15 protein-coding genes are annotated in these 17,277 nt (G+C 70.0%); 8 read left to right on the top strand and 7 right to left on the bottom strand.

The window, feature by feature from the left end; translation table 11 throughout:
• Nucleotides 1-9 precede the first annotated feature (9 nt).
• The 5 genes from AABA78_RS14610 to AABA78_RS14590 all read left to right on the top strand — a co-directional run bounded on the left by AABA78_RS14610 (nt 10) and on the right by AABA78_RS14590 (nt 5,967).
• Nucleotides 10-2,202, top strand: coding sequence for a putative metal-binding motif-containing protein (locus AABA78_RS14610; protein ID WP_338263693.1), 2,193 nt, complete (start codon nt 10-12; stop codon nt 2,200-2,202).
• A 130-nt stretch (nt 2,203-2,332) separates the two neighbouring features.
• A complete protein-coding gene (locus tag AABA78_RS14605) occupies nt 2,333-2,914 on the top strand; it encodes a DUF642 domain-containing protein (RefSeq protein WP_171421179.1) in 582 nt (193 codons plus the stop codon).
• Between the two features lie 353 nt (nt 2,915-3,267).
• Entirely contained in the window at nt 3,268-4,578 is a 1,311-nt protein-coding gene (locus AABA78_RS14600) for a hypothetical protein (RefSeq protein WP_338263691.1), read from the top strand.
• Nucleotides 4,579-4,710: 132 nt separating this feature from the next.
• Nucleotides 4,711-5,493 (top strand): class I SAM-dependent methyltransferase, encoded by a 783-nt coding sequence (locus AABA78_RS14595; protein ID WP_338263690.1) that lies wholly within the window; start codon nt 4,711-4,713, stop codon nt 5,491-5,493.
• 15 nt (nt 5,494-5,508) lie between these two features.
• On the top strand, nt 5,509-5,967 hold the full coding sequence (locus tag AABA78_RS14590) for a YdeI/OmpD-associated family protein (protein WP_338263688.1): 459 nt from the start codon (nt 5,509-5,511) through the stop codon (nt 5,965-5,967).
• Between the two features lie 155 nt (nt 5,968-6,122).
• Here the strand turns inward: AABA78_RS14590 and AABA78_RS14585 are convergent, their stop codons facing one another.
• The 3 genes from AABA78_RS14585 to AABA78_RS14575 form a co-directional block, all read right to left on the bottom strand.
• On the bottom strand, nt 6,123-7,061 hold the full coding sequence (locus AABA78_RS14585; RefSeq protein ID WP_338263687.1) for a class I SAM-dependent methyltransferase: 939 nt from the start codon (nt 7,059-7,061) through the stop codon (nt 6,123-6,125).
• Between the two features lie 143 nt (nt 7,062-7,204).
• Nucleotides 7,205-8,068, bottom strand: a complete 864-nt coding sequence (locus AABA78_RS14580) for a sigma-70 family RNA polymerase sigma factor (RefSeq protein ID WP_338264290.1) — start codon at nt 8,066-8,068, stop codon at nt 7,205-7,207.
• Nucleotide 8,069: 1 nt separating this feature from the next.
• Nucleotides 8,070-8,531 (bottom strand): carboxymuconolactone decarboxylase family protein, encoded by a 462-nt coding sequence (locus AABA78_RS14575; protein ID WP_338263685.1) that lies wholly within the window; start codon nt 8,529-8,531, stop codon nt 8,070-8,072.
• A 118-nt stretch (nt 8,532-8,649) separates the two neighbouring features.
• Between AABA78_RS14575 and AABA78_RS14570 the strand changes: the two genes are divergently transcribed.
• Nucleotides 8,650-9,261, top strand: coding sequence for a pyridoxamine 5'-phosphate oxidase family protein (locus AABA78_RS14570; protein WP_338263682.1), 612 nt, complete (start codon nt 8,650-8,652; stop codon nt 9,259-9,261).
• 3 nt (nt 9,262-9,264) lie between these two features.
• Here AABA78_RS14570 and AABA78_RS14565 read toward each other — a convergent pair whose 3' ends face one another.
• The 3 genes from AABA78_RS14565 to AABA78_RS14555 form a co-directional block, all read right to left on the bottom strand.
• The gene (locus AABA78_RS14565; RefSeq protein WP_338263681.1) at nt 9,265-10,299 is read right to left on the bottom strand and encodes an ABC transporter ATP-binding protein; all 1,035 of its coding nucleotides are present in this window, start codon (nt 10,297-10,299) and stop codon (nt 9,265-9,267) included.
• A complete protein-coding gene (locus AABA78_RS14560) occupies nt 10,299-11,957 on the bottom strand; it encodes an ABC transporter permease (protein WP_338263679.1) in 1,659 nt (552 codons plus the stop codon). The genes AABA78_RS14565 and AABA78_RS14560 overlap by 1 nt, the downstream gene beginning before the upstream one ends.
• Nucleotides 11,958-12,297: 340 nt before the next feature.
• Complete coding sequence (locus AABA78_RS14555; protein ID WP_338263677.1) at nt 12,298-13,344, bottom strand: ABC transporter substrate-binding protein; 1,047 nt, start codon at nt 13,342-13,344, stop codon at nt 12,298-12,300.
• Between the two features lie 156 nt (nt 13,345-13,500).
• Here AABA78_RS14555 and AABA78_RS14550 point away from each other — a divergent pair, with 156 nt between their 5' ends.
• Both AABA78_RS14550 and AABA78_RS14545 read left to right on the top strand, forming a co-directional pair.
• Nucleotides 13,501-14,493 (top strand): aldo/keto reductase, encoded by a 993-nt coding sequence (locus AABA78_RS14550; RefSeq protein WP_338263676.1) that lies wholly within the window; start codon nt 13,501-13,503, stop codon nt 14,491-14,493.
• 73 nt (nt 14,494-14,566) lie between these two features.
• Nucleotides 14,567-15,925: a glycoside hydrolase family 16 protein gene (locus AABA78_RS14545; protein WP_338263674.1), complete on the top strand. Its 1,359-nt coding sequence runs from the start codon at nt 14,567-14,569 to the stop codon at nt 15,923-15,925.
• A gap of 65 nt (nt 15,926-15,990) precedes the next feature.
• On the opposite strand, the gene AABA78_RS14540 is transcribed toward AABA78_RS14545, so the two are convergent.
• Complete coding sequence (locus AABA78_RS14540) at nt 15,991-17,202, bottom strand: polysaccharide deacetylase family protein (RefSeq protein ID WP_338263673.1); 1,212 nt, start codon at nt 17,200-17,202, stop codon at nt 15,991-15,993.
• Between the last annotated feature and the right edge of the window lie 75 nt (nt 17,203-17,277).

Genomic DNA, 17,277 nt, shown 5'->3' with positions numbered 1-17,277 from the left:
TGCGGCGCCATGTATCGGCTCTGCCTGCTGGGATGTGTGGTGTTGCTGGCTGCCTGTGGGGAGAAGGCTCCCGACGAAGGCGCCATCCGGGTGTCCGTGACGTACGGCTCCTTCAAGCCCGCGTGCGTGCGCGTGGAGGCGAAGGACGCGCAGGGGCACCAGGAGGCCACGGACATCCCGGCCACCCGGTTCAAGAACACGGAGAAGAACGAGCTCCTGGTCGCGGTGCGCCGCAAGGCGGACTGGGACACGGCGCTGAGCGTCACCGTGTCGTCGTACACGGAGGCCGCGGGGGACCGGTGCGCGGGGGAGGTCGTGGAGGCGCGCGCCAGCGAGCAGCCCGTGGTCGTCCCCGCGAAGGCGTTCGCCCAGCTGAGCCTCCAGCTCTTCGCGTCGGACGGGGACGAGGACGGCTACCTGGCCGGTGCCACGTGGTCGAAGCCCACTGACTGCGATGATTCCAACGGGGCCATCCACCCCGGCGCCACCGAGACCTGCGGCAGCACGGTGGACCTCAACTGCAACCAGCGGGTGGGCTGCCAGGAGGCGGGCTGCGGGGGCTCGGCATGCGATGACGGCAACGCCTGCACGGTGGGCGACCACTGCGAAGGCGCGGGCCTGGAGGCGCGATGTGTGCCCGCGAGCACGAAGACCTGTACCCAGCCCAGCGGCGCGTGCGAACCGCGGCAGGAGTGCCAGCCCGCCACGGGAATGTGCGTCGCCGCCGAGTCCCCTGCGGGACAGCCTTGCGACGACGGCAACAAGTGCACGAACGATGACAAGTGCGGCGCCAACGGGATGTGCGCGGGCACGCAGCGTACCTGCACCGGCACGGAGCAGTGCTTTGATGCGCAGGGCACCTGCAACCCAGCCACCGGTGCCTGTGCCTTCGCCCCGCTCCCGGCCACCACGTCCTGCCAGGATCCGCTGACGTGCACCCAGGCGGACCAATGCGATGGGAATGGCCACTGCGTAGGCACGCCCACGGCCTGCTCCCCTCCTGCGTGCCACCGCGTGAAGCAGCAGTGCACGGTGAGCAACGAATGTGAGTTCGAGGTCGACCTCAACGCGGCCTGCACGACCTCCAGTGGAGTTCCGGGCGTGTGCCTGGCGAGCGCTGCTTGCAGCCCGTTCCCCTATCAGCCCTACAACTTCGATCCGAACGCCATCGCGGCCGCGGACATCGGTGAGCTCAGGACCAATTCGGACGTGACGTTCGACACCGCCACTTCGACCTTCGCGCCCGAAGCCGCGGTCACGACGCTGAGCACCTTGAAGATCCAATCGCTCTCCCAGGGCTCCGGAAACCCTCCCGCCCTGCTCATCCCGGTGCGGACATTGGTGCTGAATGGGACCCTGACCATCAAGGGTCCCTCCCCCGTCATCCTGGCCGTGTACGGCAATGCGAACGTGGACCAATCCCTGCTGACCACGGGCAGCATCCTGAATGGCAATACGGAGTGCGGTTCCTCCAACGGCGTCGCCGGGACCTTCACTGGCAGCACTGGCGGTGGCGGTGGCGGCGCGGGCAATGGCACCCCCGGCGGGAGCGGCGGCAAGGGCAGCAACGGCCCGACCCAGGGCGGCGCGGGCAATGGCCGCCCGGCCACGCCCCAGCCTTTGCTGGGAGGCTGCGCGGGAGGCAATGGTGGAGGCAATCAATCCGCCGCGGGTGGCAAGGGCGGAGCGGGAGGCGGTGCGCTCCAGCTCTCCGTGTCACGCACGCTGACCGTGGCGAAGACCCTCTCGGCGAGCGGCAATGGCGGCGAACGCGGCGATGCCAGTGGCTCCGCCGGAGCCGGTGGCGGCGGAGGAGGAAGCGGCGGGCGCATCGTGCTGGAGGCCTTCCAACTCCAACTCACGTCCGCGGCCCGAATCACCGCCAACGGTGGCGGCGGAGGCAAGGGTGGCTCCGACGCCAACAATGCAGGCTCGGATGGCGCCAACGGGTCCCAGACGACGGCAACCCCTGCCAGCGGCGGCACCACGGGCAATACCACGGGTGGCGCCGGAGGCGCGGGAGGGGCCCGGATGGCCTCCCCGACCCAGGGCAGCGATGGCATCATGGATGGCTTTGGAACCAGGGGCGGCGGTGGCGGCGGCGGTGGCGCCGCCGGCTACGTCCACCTGCGAAGCGTCCAATCCTGCTCCATCGACCCAGGCGCCGTGCTCAGCCCTTCCAGCACCTGCACTGCGCCCTGACCCGCCTGGAGGGCAGCCAGGGCAGCAACCCTGAATGTGAAGTTTCACACACCACATGTGAAAACATGTAGTGTGTGTTTCGCCTGTCGCACGGCGCGCGGGCGAAACACATCTCAGGGGGAATCACATCATGAATCGCAAGCATGTGCTGCGTTGCAGCGCGGTGGCGGGCTTTGGCTTCTTCGCGCTGGCGGGCTGTGGGGGCCCGGACGCGGTGATCAACGACCCGGAGCTGGGCAACGTCGAGCAGGGCATCAACGTCGCCACCAACGGCAGCTTCGAAACCAACGCCATTGCCTCCAACTACGTGGTCCTCAGCGCGGGCAGCACCGCGCTGCCGGGCTGGACCATCACCTCCGGCATCAAGGTGATGCGGAGCCCGTACAAGGCGGCGCAGAACGGGTTGCAGTCCATTGACCTCAACGGCCTGGGCGCGGGCTCCTTGTACCAGGACGTCCCCACCGTCGTCGGCGCCGGCTACACGGTGACGTTCTACCTGTCCAACAGCCCCAACTGCGCCACGGTGTCCCGGTCGGCCACCATCAACTATGGCCCGTCCAGCGCCAGCTTCTCCAACGCGTCCGCGTCGTGGAGCCTGCGCACCTACGTGTTCAACGCCACCAGCACCACGTCGCGCATCCAGCTCACCAGCACCTCCGGCGGCGTCGGCTGCGGTCTGGCCATCGACAACCTCCAGGTGAACGGGCCGTGACGGCCCCCGTCCGCTAATCCACGCGGGCTCCCGGCCGTCGCTCCCTTCTGTGGAGCGACGGCCTCTTTCCGCTGTAGCGCCCTGTAGCGCCGTTCGCGGGACGTCCGCTGGAGAACCCGGGGGGTAGACGGTTCGGGCCCGACGACACAGATCGCGGGTCCGTGGATCATCCCCCGCCCCCATCCCACCTCCTGCGCTCGTGGTGCGCCCGGCTTCTGGCCGGCTCCGTGCGATCAACGCAGGAGCAGCGGACCGGGGGACGACCCACGACATCGGGCAGCGACGTGCGCTCGTAGCGGGCACCAGGGCACAGGGCCGGACGCTTCACCGCGTCCGGGCTGGGAGGCGTGGACGTGGCGGGTCTGGACTGGGTGCAGGTGGACGTGGGCTTCCCCATGAGCCTCGCGGTGATCGGCGCCGCGCGTTCGCTGGGCATGGAGCGCCGCGCGTTCCTGGGCGCCATGGTGGAGCTGCAGATCTGGGCCGTGCAGGCACTGCCCGAAGGGCGCTTCGTGTCCTTCGGACCGTCCGCGGACGCGTCCGAAGGACAGGCGTGGGACGCGTCCGCGGACGAAGCCGTGTGGATTGAGGCGTTGGAGTCCGCTGTCCGCTGGACGGGCACCCCCGGCGCCTTCTGGTCCGCCCTCCTCCGCGCCCGCCTCCTGATCCGTGAAGACGACGGCGTGCGCCTCACCCTCTGCGATCGCTACGTCGGAGTGCTCGACAAGCGGAAGAAGGAGGCCGAGCGCAAGCGGCGTGAGCGCGCCGCCGCCCGGGGCATCGACGTGTCCGCCGGACGTCCCAAGGACACGTCCGGGACGTCCTCCGCCAGAAACAGAAGGGAGAAGGAGAAGAAGAGATCTTCATCTGCTGCTGCCGACCTGACTGAACTGGAAAACGCGGCCTCGCTCCCGGCCCACCTGGCTCCCGTGGCCCTCCTCGCGGTCGAGGACACCACGCCCCCGGAAGCGGAGCAGGATCCCATCCAGCTCTCCCTCCCCGGCACGCACCTGGTCCCGGCCACCCCGCCCCGCGAGGACACACCCAAGCCGCCTCCGGACGCGGTCCGTCCCCTCCCCGCCCCCACCCTGGCCGCCCGCGCGGCGGCCTTCTTCGACACCTTCCAGGACGCCCGGGCGAAGGCCTTCCGGGGCGTTCCCCGGGAGAAGCCGCCCGCCGGCTGGGCGGACTGGTACGCCCAGGCGCTGCGCGGCGTGGACGGCGATGAGGCCCGGCTCCATGCCGCCTGCCAGGGCTACCTCCAGTCCGACTGGGGCCGGACCCGGCAGCCCGTAGGCACCGTCGTCGCGTTCTGTTCGCCCCGCGTTTGGACGCGCTACGTCCCGCCGCTGGAGGACGGAGCGGAGGCGGACACCTCGGAGGCCGGTGTCGCGGTCCCCGCGGAGGCCGCGTCCTCGGAGTCCGCTCGCGTCTGGAGCGCGTGTCTGGAAGGCGTGCGTGCCCAGGGCAAGCGGTACGCGCTGTCCTGGCTGAGCAAGGCCCGGGCGGTGGGCTTGGAGGACGGACACCTGGTGCTCGCGGCGCCGGACGCCTATTTCCGCCAGTGGGTGGATGAGCAGTACGGCTCGCTGATGCAGTCCGAGGCGCGGAGCCTGGGCTTGCACGGCGTGCGCTGGGCCAGGGCCGCGCACGAGGTCGCCTGACCCGCCAGGAACCACAAGGCCTATTCGTCAGCGCGCAGCGCGCAGGCAGCCAGCTGGCCACGAGCGTCCCGCAAGCGGACAACTGCCTTCTTTTCGGAAGGCAGGCGCGGACGCCAGCGATATGGATGGGCCATGCGCAATGCACTGATGGCGGTCTCGTTCCTTGCCCTCGCGGGCTGTTCCCACTCGACGCCCACGGCTCCGGCGTCCTCCACGCAGGCCCAGGCGGCGTCCGTGCCGGCGCAGGCGCTGGTGGACGCGCCGGACCGCACGGAGGCGGACCGCAAGCTGGACGCGGGCCGGCACCCCGCGGCCCTGCTGGAGTTCGTGGGCGTGAAGCCCGGCATGCAGGTGGCGGAGCTGATGGCGGGCGGCGGATACACCACGGAGCTGCTGGCGCGCGCGGTGGGTCCCACGGGCAAGGTGTACGGTGAGAATCCCAAGGTCGTGCTGGAGCGGTTCGCGGAGAAGCCGTGGCAGGAGCGGCTGGCGCGGCCGGTGAACCAGAACGTGGTGCGCCTGGACCGCGAGCTGGACGCCCCCTTCCCGCCCGAGCTGAACGGCACGCTGGACGCGGTGGTGAGCCACATCATCTACCACGACACCGGCTGGCTGGCCGTGGACCGGGCGAAGATGAACGCGGCGGTGTTCCAGGCGCTCAAGCCCGGCGGCGTCTACGTCATCCTCGACTCCAGCGGGCGGCCGGGCACGGGCATCACGGAGGGCCAGACGCTGCACCGCATCGACGAGCAGCTGGTGCGCGAGGAGGTGCAGGCCGCGGGCTTCAAGCTCCAGGAGGAGGCCAACACCTGGCGCAACCCCGAGGACACGCGCGACTGGAACTCCAGCCCGGGAGCCGCGGGCGAGCGCCGGGGCACCAGCGACCGGTTCGCGTTCAAGTTCGTCAAGCCGTAGCAGGGAGACGCGCCCATGGCCTCACGCAAGTTCAAGGCGAAGCTCGAAGTGGCCAACGACGCGGGAGGCCGCTTCGTGCGCTGTCCGTTCGACAGCCGCGAGGAATACGGTGAAGCACGGCCGCCCGTGGTGGGCACCGTCAACGGGCATCCCTTCCGGAGCCGGTTGATGGTGTACGGCGGCATCACCTACCTGGGCTTCACCAAGGACGTGCGCGAGGCCGCGGGCGTGGAGGAAGGCGCGATGCTGAGCATCACGCTGGAGAAGGACACGGCACCTCGGGAGATCGAAGTGCCGGAGGATCTCCAGCGCGCGCTGGACGCGGAGCCCGCGCTGCGGGACGTGTTCACGAAGCTGGCCTTCACGCACCGCAAGGAGTTCGTGCAGGCGCTCACGGAGGCGAAGAAAGAGGAGACCCGCGCGCGCCGCCTCGCCCAGACGCTGGAGAAGCTGCGCGCCAAGGCCGCGAAGTAGACCCGGGTCGCCAGGCCCCGCTGCGGACAGTGTCCGCTGGCGGGGACCTGGAGCCCCCAGGCTGACCGCCATCGGCTTCTATGTCTGGATGGCCAGCCTGCTGGTGGTGCCTGTCACGGCCCATCTCCTGTCGCAGCGAGACACGCGGTCTTGACTCAGGTGTCTTCGGCATCCGAGCCGAACCCCTGCCCCCTCACAGCCGTGAGCAACAGGTCATACTTGCCGCCCAGGAACGTGCGGAAGCCGTGCTGGTGCAGGTAGCGGCGGTAGAAGGACAGGTCCTTCACCAGCAGCGACAGGTCCGGCTCACGCAGGTTGCGCACGCGCGCTCCGTAGACGACCTCGCCGTCCCGGAAGCGTGAGTTGGGGAAGCCCAGCAGCAGCGCGGCCTTGGGCTCCAGGTGCTCCTGCACCAGCTTGCGCAACAACGCCCGGTCATCCACGCCCGGACTCTGCAACGTGCCCACCGACACCACCGCGTCGAAGCGGCCCAGGTCCGGGGGCAGCGCGTTCAGGTCCGCCTGCACGAAGGCATGGCGTGCGTCCGGGAACGCCGCCCGAGCTTCCGCCAGGGCGCTCGCGCTGTGGTCCACGCCGACGAAGCGGATGCCCTCCACGTCCGCGAAGGCAGCCAGCTCGTCGCCCCGGTTGACGCCCAGATCCAGGAGCCGCGCTCCCGGTGGCAATGCCAGCCGCCCCACGGCCTCCAGCCAGGGCACCAGGAAGCCCGCGTCCTCGAACTTCCGCACGCGCGCGAAGTCGGACTCGGCGCCGTAGCGCTCCTGCGGCGCCTGCGTGCGAGCCCCGCCTCCGGCATGCCACGACGCCTCCGGCCCCAGGGGCTCGAACGTGAGCCGCACGTGCGTCGCGTCCACCGCGCGCGGCGTGCGCAGGCGGCACGACAGCCCCTCCGCCAGGTCGCACCAGCTCCGCAGCGGCCGGTGCACGAGCCCGCCCTCCACGCGCTCCCCGGGATAGCGTCCGTGGCCCAGATCCGGATCCGGCACTTCGATGGAGACAGGTCCGGACGGCAGCGACGCTTCCAGGTGGCGCAGCACGAGGAGCAACGGCTCGGAGTGGAAGCGACGGGACATGCGCCCCACCCTATCCGGAGCACCCCTCCGGCGTGGCCTTCATCGACCTGCCGGTGACGGAGCCTGGAGGTAGTCCGGCGCCACGCCCGCCCTGCTCCAGTTCGTCGACTTCGCGCGCGAGTCCTTCGCCGCGCGCTGAACCCCTACGACGGCTCGCTGCCCACCGCCCGCCGGATGCCCTTCAGCTTGTCGGGGTTGCGCGTGACATAGAGGGCGACGATGCGGCCGTCCTCGATGGCGAGCGCCGTGGTCTGCAGCGTCCCGTCCGCCTCCAGCGTGACGTACGCGGGCAGGCCGTCGATGGTGCCCTCGTATACGAGCTGCGCCGCGCGCACGGTCGCGATGCGGCTGAGCCCCGCGAAGAAGCGCAACAGCTTCTCCTGGCCGTAGATGGGGTTGAGGACCGCCTTCGCCTTGCCGCCACCGTCGGCGTACAGGATGACGTCCTGGGCCAGGAGCGCTTTGAGCGCGTGCGCATCCCCGCTCCGTGACGCGGCATGGAACGCAGAGGCCAGCTCGTGCCCCTTCGCCTCCGACACGGGGAAGCGGGGCCGGGCCTCCTGCACGTGGGCCCGTGCCCGGCTGGCGAGCTGGCGGCATGCGGCGGGATCGCGGTCGATGGCCTTCGCCACCTCCTCGAAATCCATGCCGAACACGTCGTGCAGGAGGAAGGCGGCCCGCTCCAGCGGGGACAGGCGCTCCAGGGCCATCATCAGGGTCAGCGTCAAGTCGTCGCCCTCCACTGGCTCGATGATGGGCTCCGGGAGCCAGGTGCCCACGTACTCCTCGCGGCGGACACGCGCGGACTTCAGGACGTCCAGGCACAGGCGCGTCACCGTGCGGACGAGCACGGCCTCGGCGTCCCGCACGGCCGCGCGGTCCGTCTGGTGCCAACGCAGATACGCCTCCTGCACCACGTCCTCCGCCTCCGCGACGATGCCCAGCATCCGGTACGCGATGCGGAGCAGCCGGGGGCGGAGCGGGTCGAAGACGTCCGCGGGATTCAGGTCAGGCGGCGTCACTGCGAGCGGCCACCGGGTGAACGTTCCGGAAGCCGATGGCGAACCGGTTCCAGGAGTTGATGATGGCAATCATGAGGGTCAGCTTCACGATCTCCTCTTCGGTGAAGTGCGGCTTGAGCGCAGCGTAGTCCTCGTCCGGGGCGTGCGTCTCGGAGACGAGCGTGAGGGTCTCGGTCCAGCCAAGGGCCGCCCGCTCACGCTCGGTGTACAGCGGCGACTCCCGCCAGCCGTCCAGCAGGTAGATGCGCTCCTCGGTCTCCCCGTGCACGCGGGCGTCGCGCGTGTGCATGTGGATGCAGAAGGCGCAGCCGTTGAGCTGTGAGGCGCGGATCTTGATCAGCTCCAGGAGGCTGCGCTCCAGCCCCAGGGCCTCCACCTTCTTGCTGAGCTCCAGCATGACGTTGACGGCTTCCGGCGCGACCGCGAAAGGATTCATCCTGGGCTTCATTAGGAACTCCCTGTTCCGGGCGGCGAAGTGCCTACCCTCATCCCCAGGACGACGCAGCATGGCCCGCGTGTGACATGGGCATTTTAAAAGCGAAAATGCCCGTCCTGGAGGTGGCGCCATGCAGACCGTGAAGGACGTGGAGACGCTTGAACGCCTGTACGGGGCCGTCGGGCAGTCGTCGGTGCTCAAGGAGGTGGACCACCTCCACCCTGCGTACCGGCCCTTCATCGAACGCTCGCCGTTCATGGTGCTGGCCACGTCCGGCCCTGGAGGGCTGGATGCCTCGCCGCGAGGGGACCCCGCCGGCTTCGTGGTCATCGAGGACGCGCACACGCTGCTGCTGCCCGACCGGCGGGGCAACAACCGCATCGACTCGCTGCGGAACATCCTGGCGGATCCGCGCGTCGCGCTGCTGTTCTTCGTGCCCGGCGTCAACGAGACCCTGCGCGTCAACGGCCGCGCGAGCATCGTCATCGAGCCGTCGATGCTGGAGCGCTTCCCCTTCGAGGGGAAGCTGCCGCGCTCGGTCCTGCGCATCACCGTGGAGACGGTCTTCTTCCAGTGCAGCCGGGCGCTGATCCGCTCCGGGCTCTGGGACCCGGCCCGCCACGTCGCGCGAGCGGAACTGCCCAGCAACGGCGCCATCCTCCAAGCGCTGAGCCAGGGCACCATCAACGGCGGGGAGTACGACCGCGAGCTGCCGGGCCGGTTGAAGACCTCGCTGTACTGAGCCTCAAGCGCCCGCGTCGAAAACGGTGGCCTTGCGCACGCGCACCCGGAGCGTCTGTCCTGCGCGCACGCCTTCCAGCGCCGGTCCGATGACGCGAAGGAACGCGTCCCCCACCGGGAAGCGGTACTCCGCCGCATGGCCCAGGAACAGGCGCGCGGAGAGCACCAGCGGCGTGCCGGTGTCCCCCAGCTCCAGGTCCTCCGGGCGGACCACCAGCGTCCCCGGTCCGCCCTTCGCATCGCTGGGCAGCTCGAACGCGGTGTCCGTCCCCGAGCAGTGGAAGGCGCCCGCGCGGACCTCACCGCGCAGCACGTTCGCGCCCCCAACAAAGCCCGCGACGAACGGCGTGGCGGGTTCCCGGTACAGCCGTTCCGGAGTGTCCACCTGTTCGATGACGCCCCGGTTCATCACGGCGATGCGATCCGACAGGGCCAGCGCTTCGCCTTGATCGTGCGTGACGAACACCAGCGTCGTGCCCAGCCGGGCGCGAAGCGCGGCGATCTCCGCGCGCAGTTCCTCGCGCAGGGCCGCGTCCAGGTTCGACAGGGGCTCGTCCAGCAGCAGCACGCGAGGCCCCGCCACCAGCGCCCGCGCGAGCGCCACGCGCTGCAACTGCCCGCCGGACAGCTCATGCGGCATTCGCGCCGCATAGGCCTCCAGCCGCACCCACCGCAGGGCTTCGCGCACGTGGGACGCCACTTCGTGGCGAGGCACCTTCCGGAGCACCAGGGGATAGGCGACGTTCGCCTCGACGCTGCGATGCGGCCAGATGGCGTAGCTCTGGAACACCATGCCCAGGCCGCGCTTCTCGGGCGGAACGCGCACGCCGGGTCCGGCGACGACGTCGCTCCCCAACCGGATGACGCCCACGTCCGGATGCTCCAGCCCCGCGAGCATCCGCAGCGTCGTCGTCTTCCCGCAGCCGGAAGGGCCCAGGAGGGACACCAGCTCGCCCTGCCCCACCTCCAGGCTGAGGCCGCGCACCACGGGCGTCCCGCCGTAGGCCTTGACCAGTCCCTCCAGGACGATGGCCGCCATCACCGCACCTCCGGTACACGACGACGAGCCCACGCCAGCACGGCCTGTCCCGCCACCACCAGCGCCACGAACGCGCACGCGAGCACGGCCGCGGCGGCCGGGTCCGCGTAGCTCTGCAACTCGAACAGCAAGGTGCCCAGCACCTCGGAGCCCGCGGGCACCAGCAGCACGGACAAGGTGATCTCCGTGGCGCACGCGAGGAACGCGAGCACGAACGCCACCGTCAGCGCGGGACGGAGCAGCGGCAGCGTCGCGTCCACGAACGCCCGCATGGGCCCCGCACCTCCGACGCGCGCGGCCTCCGCGAGGGAGGGATCCACCTGGGCCAGCGCCTCGGAGCTGTTGCGCTCCCCCAGGGCCAGGTACTTGCCCGCGTAGCCCACGAGCAGCAGCCAGGGCGTGTGCGCCAGGGCCAGCACGAACGCGAAGCGATCCAACACCACCAGCCGCCAGTCGCGTGAGAACGCCACCAGCAGCGCGAGCGCCAGCACCGTGCCCGGCACCGCGAAGGGCCACACCGCCATGGCCTCCACGCCCGCGCCGCCGCGACGGAAGGCCCGCCGCAGGAGCGCACCCGCGAGCCCCAGCCCCACCACCAGCAGGGCCGCCCCGGCCGCGAGCAACACGCTGCGCCCCGTGGCCCGCAGCGTGCGCGCGTCCCACAGCACGCCGGACCAGTGCGACAGCGTGAGCGTGTCCCACGACAGCGCCGCGCCGAAGCTGCGTTGCAGCGACGTCAGCAGGATGGCCGCCAGGGGCAGGACCACCAGCACTCCACCCACCATGCCCACCCCCATGAGCGCCCTCGTCCGCCAGGTCCCCAGCGCGAGCACGCGCGGAGACACGCCCTTGCCCGCGCTCAACCGCACGCGTCCACTCCGGCCCAGCACCCAGGTCAGTCCCAGCGCCAGCGGAGTGAGCAGCAGGAGGAACGACGCGAGCACCGATGCACGCGGCAAGCCCTCCTCGCTGCCTAGCAGCACCAGCTCATAGATGCGGGTGGTGAGGACACGCGTGGGTGGCGACGCCGACACGCCCAGCAGGTACGGCACACCGAAGGACGACGCGGCCATGAGGAACACCATCACCGCGCCAGACAGCAGCGCGGGCAGCACCAGGGGCACGGTGGTGTTCAGCAGGGCGCGAAGCGGCGAAGCGCCACACACGCGCGCGGCCTCTTCCAGCGCGGGGTCCACGCGCCGCAGCGCCGCCGCCCCCGCGAGCAGCACCAGCGGCAGGCCCGACAGGCCCTCCACGAACGCGATGCCCGCTGCGCCATAGAGGTCGAACACGTCCGCGCCCAGCATGCGGTTCAGATACCCCGCGCGAGGGCTCGCGAGCGACAGCCACCCCATGCCCCAGATGAACGCGGGGATGGCGGAAGGCAGCGTGAACAACACGGTGAACGCGCCGCGCAGGGGCAGGTCCGTGCGGAACAGGAGGAACGCCAGCGGAGCCCCCAGGCACAGCGCCCACGCCGTCGCGCCCAGCGAGATGCCCAGCGTGTTCACCAGCGCCCCCGACTCCGCCGCGAGCACGTGCCCGAGCCCGCCCGTCGCTGCCCCTACGCCCCGGATCAGCAACGCCACGACTGGCCCCACCGCGAAGAGCAGCAACGGTACGAGCCACGCGGCCAACGCAAGCCACCGGCCTCTCATCGCGCGTCCCCGGCGATGAGAAAGGGAGAATCCTGTCGGGCCTCCCCGGCCGCGGCGCACCACGCGAACTGGTCCGACTGTCGGACCAGTTGGGACAACCGCCCCGGCCCACCCGGGGCCGACGAGTTCCCACGGCCATTACGCATCTCGTCATGCGCCGTCGACGGGGGGCTCCAGGTCCACCCACGGAGCGGAAACCGGTCCGACTGTCGGACCCGTTTGGCGGCCCCCGGCCAGGGGCCTCTGGGGAAACCGAACAGCGGAAACCGGTCCGACTGTCGGACCCGCTGAAGCCCCATCGGCCGGGAGGTCTCCGCGACACTGGACAGGCGCTCCTGGCTCATCGCGCGAACGCCCGGCTGAAGGCTTCCTTGATGTCGCCACCGTGCAGCAGGCCCTGCTCCAGCAACTCCGGAGTCCACGCCTGCGCGCGGCCCAGCAGACCTTCCACACCGGACTCTCCGCGGGGTCCGCCCAGGCGCGGATCCACCGCGTGCATGTCCCCCTTCTCCACGATGATGCGCTGGCCCTCCGGTGACAGCAGCACGTCAACCAGGGCCTTCGCCGCCACCGGGTTTCGAGTCGCGGCGAACAGCCCCACCGGCCCGGGGATGACCACCGCGCCGTCCTCCGGCCAGATGACCTCGATGGGACTGCCCTTCGCCTTCGCCGCCAGCGCGTTCTCCAGGAGCAGCACGCCCGCGTCCACCTCGCCGCTCTCCACCTTCTGGAGCACCGCCGCGTTGCCTCCCGCTACCACCGCGCCCCTCTCCCTCAGCCCCGAGAAGTAGGCCTCCCCGCGCTTCGCGTGCAGGAACACCGCCCACGTGAACGCGGTGCCCGACGTGAGCGGATCCCCGATGGCTGCCCTTCCCTTCCAGCTTCCGTCCACCAGCGCCGCGAACGACTTCGGCGCCTCGCCCGCGCCCACTCGGTGCACCAGCACCATCGTGGACAGCCGCACCGCCGCGTACCTCGCGTCCAGGTCCAGCAGCGAGCGAGGGATCCGCAGCGCGTTCACGGAGGCGTAGCGCAGGAACGCGCCTTCCCTCGCCAGCCGCTCGTACAGGAACGGATCCGACGTCATCAGCACGTCCGCGCGCACCGCGCCCGCGGCCCGCTCCGCCTCCAGGCGGCTGGCCACCTTCTCGCTGCCCGCCTGGTACCAGTGCACCTGCACACCGGGCAGCCGCTCCTTCAACAACGGCTCCAGCGCATCCAGCACGTGCCGGTACATCGACGTGTAGACCCACACCTCGCCGGACGGGGTCGAGGCCTGCGCCACGGCGGCGCCCCCCGACGGCGCGGCGGATTCGATGCGGCACGCGGCCAGGAGGATCAGCGCGAGGAGCGGACCCACGCGCCGCACAAGGAGGGGGATGCGCATGCGGGTGTCGATTATGCGGCACCCGACCGCCCTGCACACCCACCGTGCAGCGGTGGCTCCTGCACATTCGGCCCCGGCGCCCGTTGTCCCCGGCCCGGAGCGGTCCCAACGTCGGCCTCCCAGAAGCCACCTGCTCCTCTGGAAGGACGCCCTGACATGACCCGGAAGGAATTCCTCGCCGCGACGCTGTCGCTGATGGTTGCTCCGCCCGTGCTGGGGGCCACGCCCGCGAAGGCGAAGAACGCGCCCGCCGTGCCCCGCCGCAAGCTGGGCCGCACCGGCCAGGAGGTGTCCTGCGTGGGGCTCGGGGGCTTCCACATCGGCAAGCAGAAGGACCAGTCGGAGAGCCTCGCGCTCATCCGCGGCGCGTTGGACCAGGGCATCAACTTCCTGGACAACTGCTGGGACTACAACGACGGCAAGAGCGAGGAGCGCATGGGCAAGGCGCTGCGCGACGGCTACCGCGCCAAGGCCTTCCTCATGACGAAGATCGACGGCCGCGACAAGAAGACCGCGGCGAAGCAGATCGACGAATCCCTCCGGCGCCTCCAGACGGACCACGTGGACCTGCTCCAACTCCACGAGGTCATCCGCGACAATGATCCGGACAAGGCCTTCGCCGAAGGCGGCGCCATCGAGGCGATGAAGGACGCGCAGAAGGCCGGCAAGGCGCGCTTCCTGGGCTTCACCGGGCACAAGTCCCCGGACATCCACCTGAAGATGCTGGAGACGGCGAAGCAGCACGGCTTCCGCTTCGACACCGTGCAAATGCCCCTCAACGTGATGGACGCCCACTTCAACAGCTTCGAGAAGCGCGTGCTGCCCGTGCTCGTGAAGGAAGGCATCGGGGTGCTCGCCATGAAGTCCATGGGCGACCCGTTCATCCTCGACAGCAAGACCGTCACCGCGCCCGAGTGCCTGCGCTACAACCTGTCCCTGCCCGTCAGCGTCGTCATCACCGGCATCGACTCGCAGGAGCGCCTGCAACAGGCCCTCACCGCCGCACGCACCTTCAAGCCCCTGAGCGAAAAGGAAGTCCAGGCGCTGCTCGCCAAGACGAAGGACGCGGCCAGGGACGGCGCCTTCGAGAAGTACAAGACGAGCCACCACTTCGACGGGACCGTCCAGAACCCACAGTGGCTCGGCTGAGTCGCTCCTGGCTTTCCTGGCAAGGCGCGTCAAAACCGGCAAATATGAATGCTCCCCTTTCCCCGGAGCATTCATGCACCGCCCCTTTCGCGCAGGCCTCGTCGCCGCAGGACTCCTGACCACCCTCTCCGGCTGTTCACCGGAGCCGGAAGCCGCCGCTCCGGTGGAGGCGGAGGGCTACGGCCAGACGCAGCAGGGCGAGCGCGCGTACGACCCCGGTGCGGGCTGGTCGCTGGCGTGGCAGGACGACTTCACGGGCACGGCGCTGAACACGGGCGCGTGGACCGCGCTGACGAGCAACTGGGATCCGGTGACCAACAACTGCAACTTCGGCACGGGCGAGCTGGAGTTCCCGCGCGCGCAGAACGTGACGGTGGGCAACGGCAAGCTGGTCATCTCTGCGGAGCGCACGGCGGACAACCCCACGGACTCGCACTGCCCGGGGCAGTACCGGTCGTTCTATTCCGGCCGCATCCACACCAAGGGCAAGGTGGAGGGGCGCTACGGCAAGATTGTCGCGAGCATCAAGGTTCCGCCGGGCTATGGCATGTGGCCGGCGTTCTGGACGCTGGGCTCGAACATCCAGAGCGCGGGTTGGCCGGGCGCGGGCGAGATCGACATCCTGGAGTGGAAGTCCACGGAGCCCACGTGGATGAAGTCCGCGGTGCACTGGTACAACGGCGGCAACGCGGACTGGGGCACGGGCGCGAGCCGCGGCGTGGACCTGTCCCAGGACTTCCACACGTATGAAGTGGAGTGGACGGCGAACACCATGGTGTTCCGCCTGGACAAGGACTTCGTGTCCACGGCGACGTTCAACCACAACGAGACGGAGTTCCAGCAGAACCACTACCTCATCCTGAACCTGGCGCTGGGCGGCGTCTGGTACGGCAACCCGGCGCCGGCCTCCGTCGACCTGGCCTGGGGCGCGAAGAAGACGATGGAGGTGGAGTGGGTGCGCTGGTACCAGCCTGGCACCACGCAGCCGCTGACGTTGACGAACCCCGGCTTCGAGAGCGGGATGACGGGCTGGAACACCTGGAGCCCGAACGGCACGGCGGCGGCGGCGTTCTCGGAGACGTACAACGGCGGGCACTCGGGCAGCTTCCACCTGACGCACTGGACGTCGGCTGCGGCCTACGAGGCGTGGACGTACCAGACGAAGTCGGGCCTGGCGTCAGGCAACTACAAGCTGCGCGCCTGGTTCCGCAAGGGAGGCACGTTCGACTTCGCGCGCTTCCAGGTGAAGAACTGCGGCGACTGCGCCGCGGCCATCACCAACCTGGGCAGCTACGGCAACTACACGCTGGTGGAGACGCCCGCCATCTCCGTCACCAACGGCTACCTGGAGTTCGGCTTGCACAGCAAGTCGCCCGCCCACAACGGCTCCAACTTCATCCACATGGATGACGTGGAGCTGATCAAGCTGTAGGCCCCGGCTGCCTGAAAGCGCGCGCCGGAGATGACACCGGCGCGCGCAGGGTGCGGCACCGCGGCTCAGTACGGCACGAGCACGAAGTCGTCCACGTACAGCGTGCCCTGATCCGAGCCGGAGTCGTCCATCACGTAGAAGTCATCCACCGTGCCGGAGGTCGCGCCCAGGGTGCTCAGCGGGATGGAGACCTTCTGCCAGGTGCCCGCCGCGATGGGGTGCCCCAGCGCCGTCTCCAGGTTGATGCTGCCCAGCGGCGTGCCGCCGTTGTAGAGCGCCAGCCGCACCTGCTGCCCTCCCGTCGTGCCTCCGTGCACCCAGAGGTCGACGGACTGGTACAGCGACAGGTCCAGGCCCGTGTGGTGGAACATCAGCGCCTCCCAGTAGTCCGGCTCGAAGCCCACCGCCGTGGACCCGGAGTGCACCGTGACGGCCTGGTCCAGGTCGTGCGTCGCCCAGCTCCAGTCCTGGAAGCCGCTGCCCATCGCGTCGTCGTAGACGACCGTGCCCACCGAGGGCGGCGCCTCCGTGAGGCCGTCCGTCAGCGCCAGCCCCTCCTCCACCGTCACGGTGCGGATGCCCGTCGACTTCACGTAGCCGAGGATGCTGGTGAAGTTGGTCGTCTTGTACTGCGTCTCCCGCGTGGGCGTGCCGCTGGTGAACTCGTGGAAGAGGATGATGAGCCAGCTCTTCTCCGCGATGGCCTGGTTGATCCACCCCTTCACCTGCGCCACCGTCACCGCGCTCGACACGTCGTTGGCGCGCAGCTCGTAGACGACCGTGTCGCGGTAGTTGCGGCCCGCGTTGATGGTGCGGTGGCTCGCGTACTCCGGCTTCAGCGCCGTCATCACCGTCGCGTTGTACGCGCCGTAGGGTGACGCGAAGTCCTTGCCGCACGCCGCCCCCACGTTCGCCTCCAACCACGCTCGCGAGTCGTGCAGCTCCGACGTCAGCTGCGCGGACGTCAGCGCGGTGAGGTCCGCGTGCGTGCGCGTGTGGCTGGCGATCTCGTTGCCCTCCGCCTTGAGCGTCTGCACCTGCGCGAGGGTCATGTAGCCGCCCCAGCTTTGGGCGACGGCGTCGGTGACCAGGTAGTACGTGGCGGGGATGGCCCGCGACTTCAGCGCCGGCCTCGCCAGCGTGTACTGCGTGCTCCAGCCGTCATCCAACGTGATGGAGATCATCCCTTCCGCGAACGGCGACGCGGCAAGGGCCGAGGAACCGCAAAGCAACGCCGCGGCGCAGAGCGCGCGCGAAGACAGATTCATCCAAGCCATGTCCGGGTAATTCCCCCTGTGAGGAGTCCCCAGGATATCCGCGCCTCCCGAGCGAAACCCAGACGCCGCTTCCCG

Source organism: Corallococcus caeni, assembly GCF_036245865.1.
In the GTDB taxonomy this organism is placed as follows: domain Bacteria; phylum Myxococcota; class Myxococcia; order Myxococcales; family Myxococcaceae; genus Corallococcus; species Corallococcus caeni.
Note: the sequence above shows the minus strand (reverse complement) of the source record. Positions and strands in the feature narration are given on the sequence as shown.

What these genes read in the sequence shown, in the direction of transcription:
- AABA78_RS14565 (WP_338263681.1), bottom strand. Translation starts at nt 10,299, where the DNA reads ATGGCGGCCATCGTCCTGGAGGGACTGGTCAAGGCCTACGGCGGGACG.
- AABA78_RS14610 (WP_338263693.1), top strand. Translation starts at nt 10, where the DNA reads ATGTATCGGCTCTGCCTGCTGGGATGTGTGGTGTTGCTGGCTGCCTGT.
- AABA78_RS14575 (WP_338263685.1), bottom strand. Translation starts at nt 8,531, where the DNA reads ATGAAGCCCAGGATGAATCCTTTCGCGGTCGCGCCGGAAGCCGTCAAC.
- AABA78_RS14585 (WP_338263687.1), bottom strand. Translation starts at nt 7,061, where the DNA reads ATGTCCCGTCGCTTCCACTCCGAGCCGTTGCTCCTCGTGCTGCGCCAC.
- AABA78_RS14550 (WP_338263676.1), top strand. Translation starts at nt 13,501, where the DNA reads ATGACCCGGAAGGAATTCCTCGCCGCGACGCTGTCGCTGATGGTTGCT.
- AABA78_RS14560 (WP_338263679.1), bottom strand. Translation starts at nt 11,957, where the DNA reads ATGAGAGGCCGGTGGCTTGCGTTGGCCGCGTGGCTCGTACCGTTGCTG.
- AABA78_RS14605 (WP_171421179.1), top strand. Translation starts at nt 2,333, where the DNA reads ATGAATCGCAAGCATGTGCTGCGTTGCAGCGCGGTGGCGGGCTTTGGC.
- AABA78_RS14590 (WP_338263688.1), top strand. Translation starts at nt 5,509, where the DNA reads ATGGCCTCACGCAAGTTCAAGGCGAAGCTCGAAGTGGCCAACGACGCG.
- AABA78_RS14540 (WP_338263673.1), bottom strand. Translation starts at nt 17,202, where the DNA reads ATGGCTTGGATGAATCTGTCTTCGCGCGCGCTCTGCGCCGCGGCGTTG.
- AABA78_RS14555 (WP_338263677.1), bottom strand. Translation starts at nt 13,344, where the DNA reads ATGCGCATCCCCCTCCTTGTGCGGCGCGTGGGTCCGCTCCTCGCGCTG.
- AABA78_RS14545 (WP_338263674.1), top strand. Translation starts at nt 14,567, where the DNA reads ATGCACCGCCCCTTTCGCGCAGGCCTCGTCGCCGCAGGACTCCTGACC.
- AABA78_RS14595 (WP_338263690.1), top strand. Translation starts at nt 4,711, where the DNA reads ATGCGCAATGCACTGATGGCGGTCTCGTTCCTTGCCCTCGCGGGCTGT.
- AABA78_RS14570 (WP_338263682.1), top strand. Translation starts at nt 8,650, where the DNA reads ATGCAGACCGTGAAGGACGTGGAGACGCTTGAACGCCTGTACGGGGCC.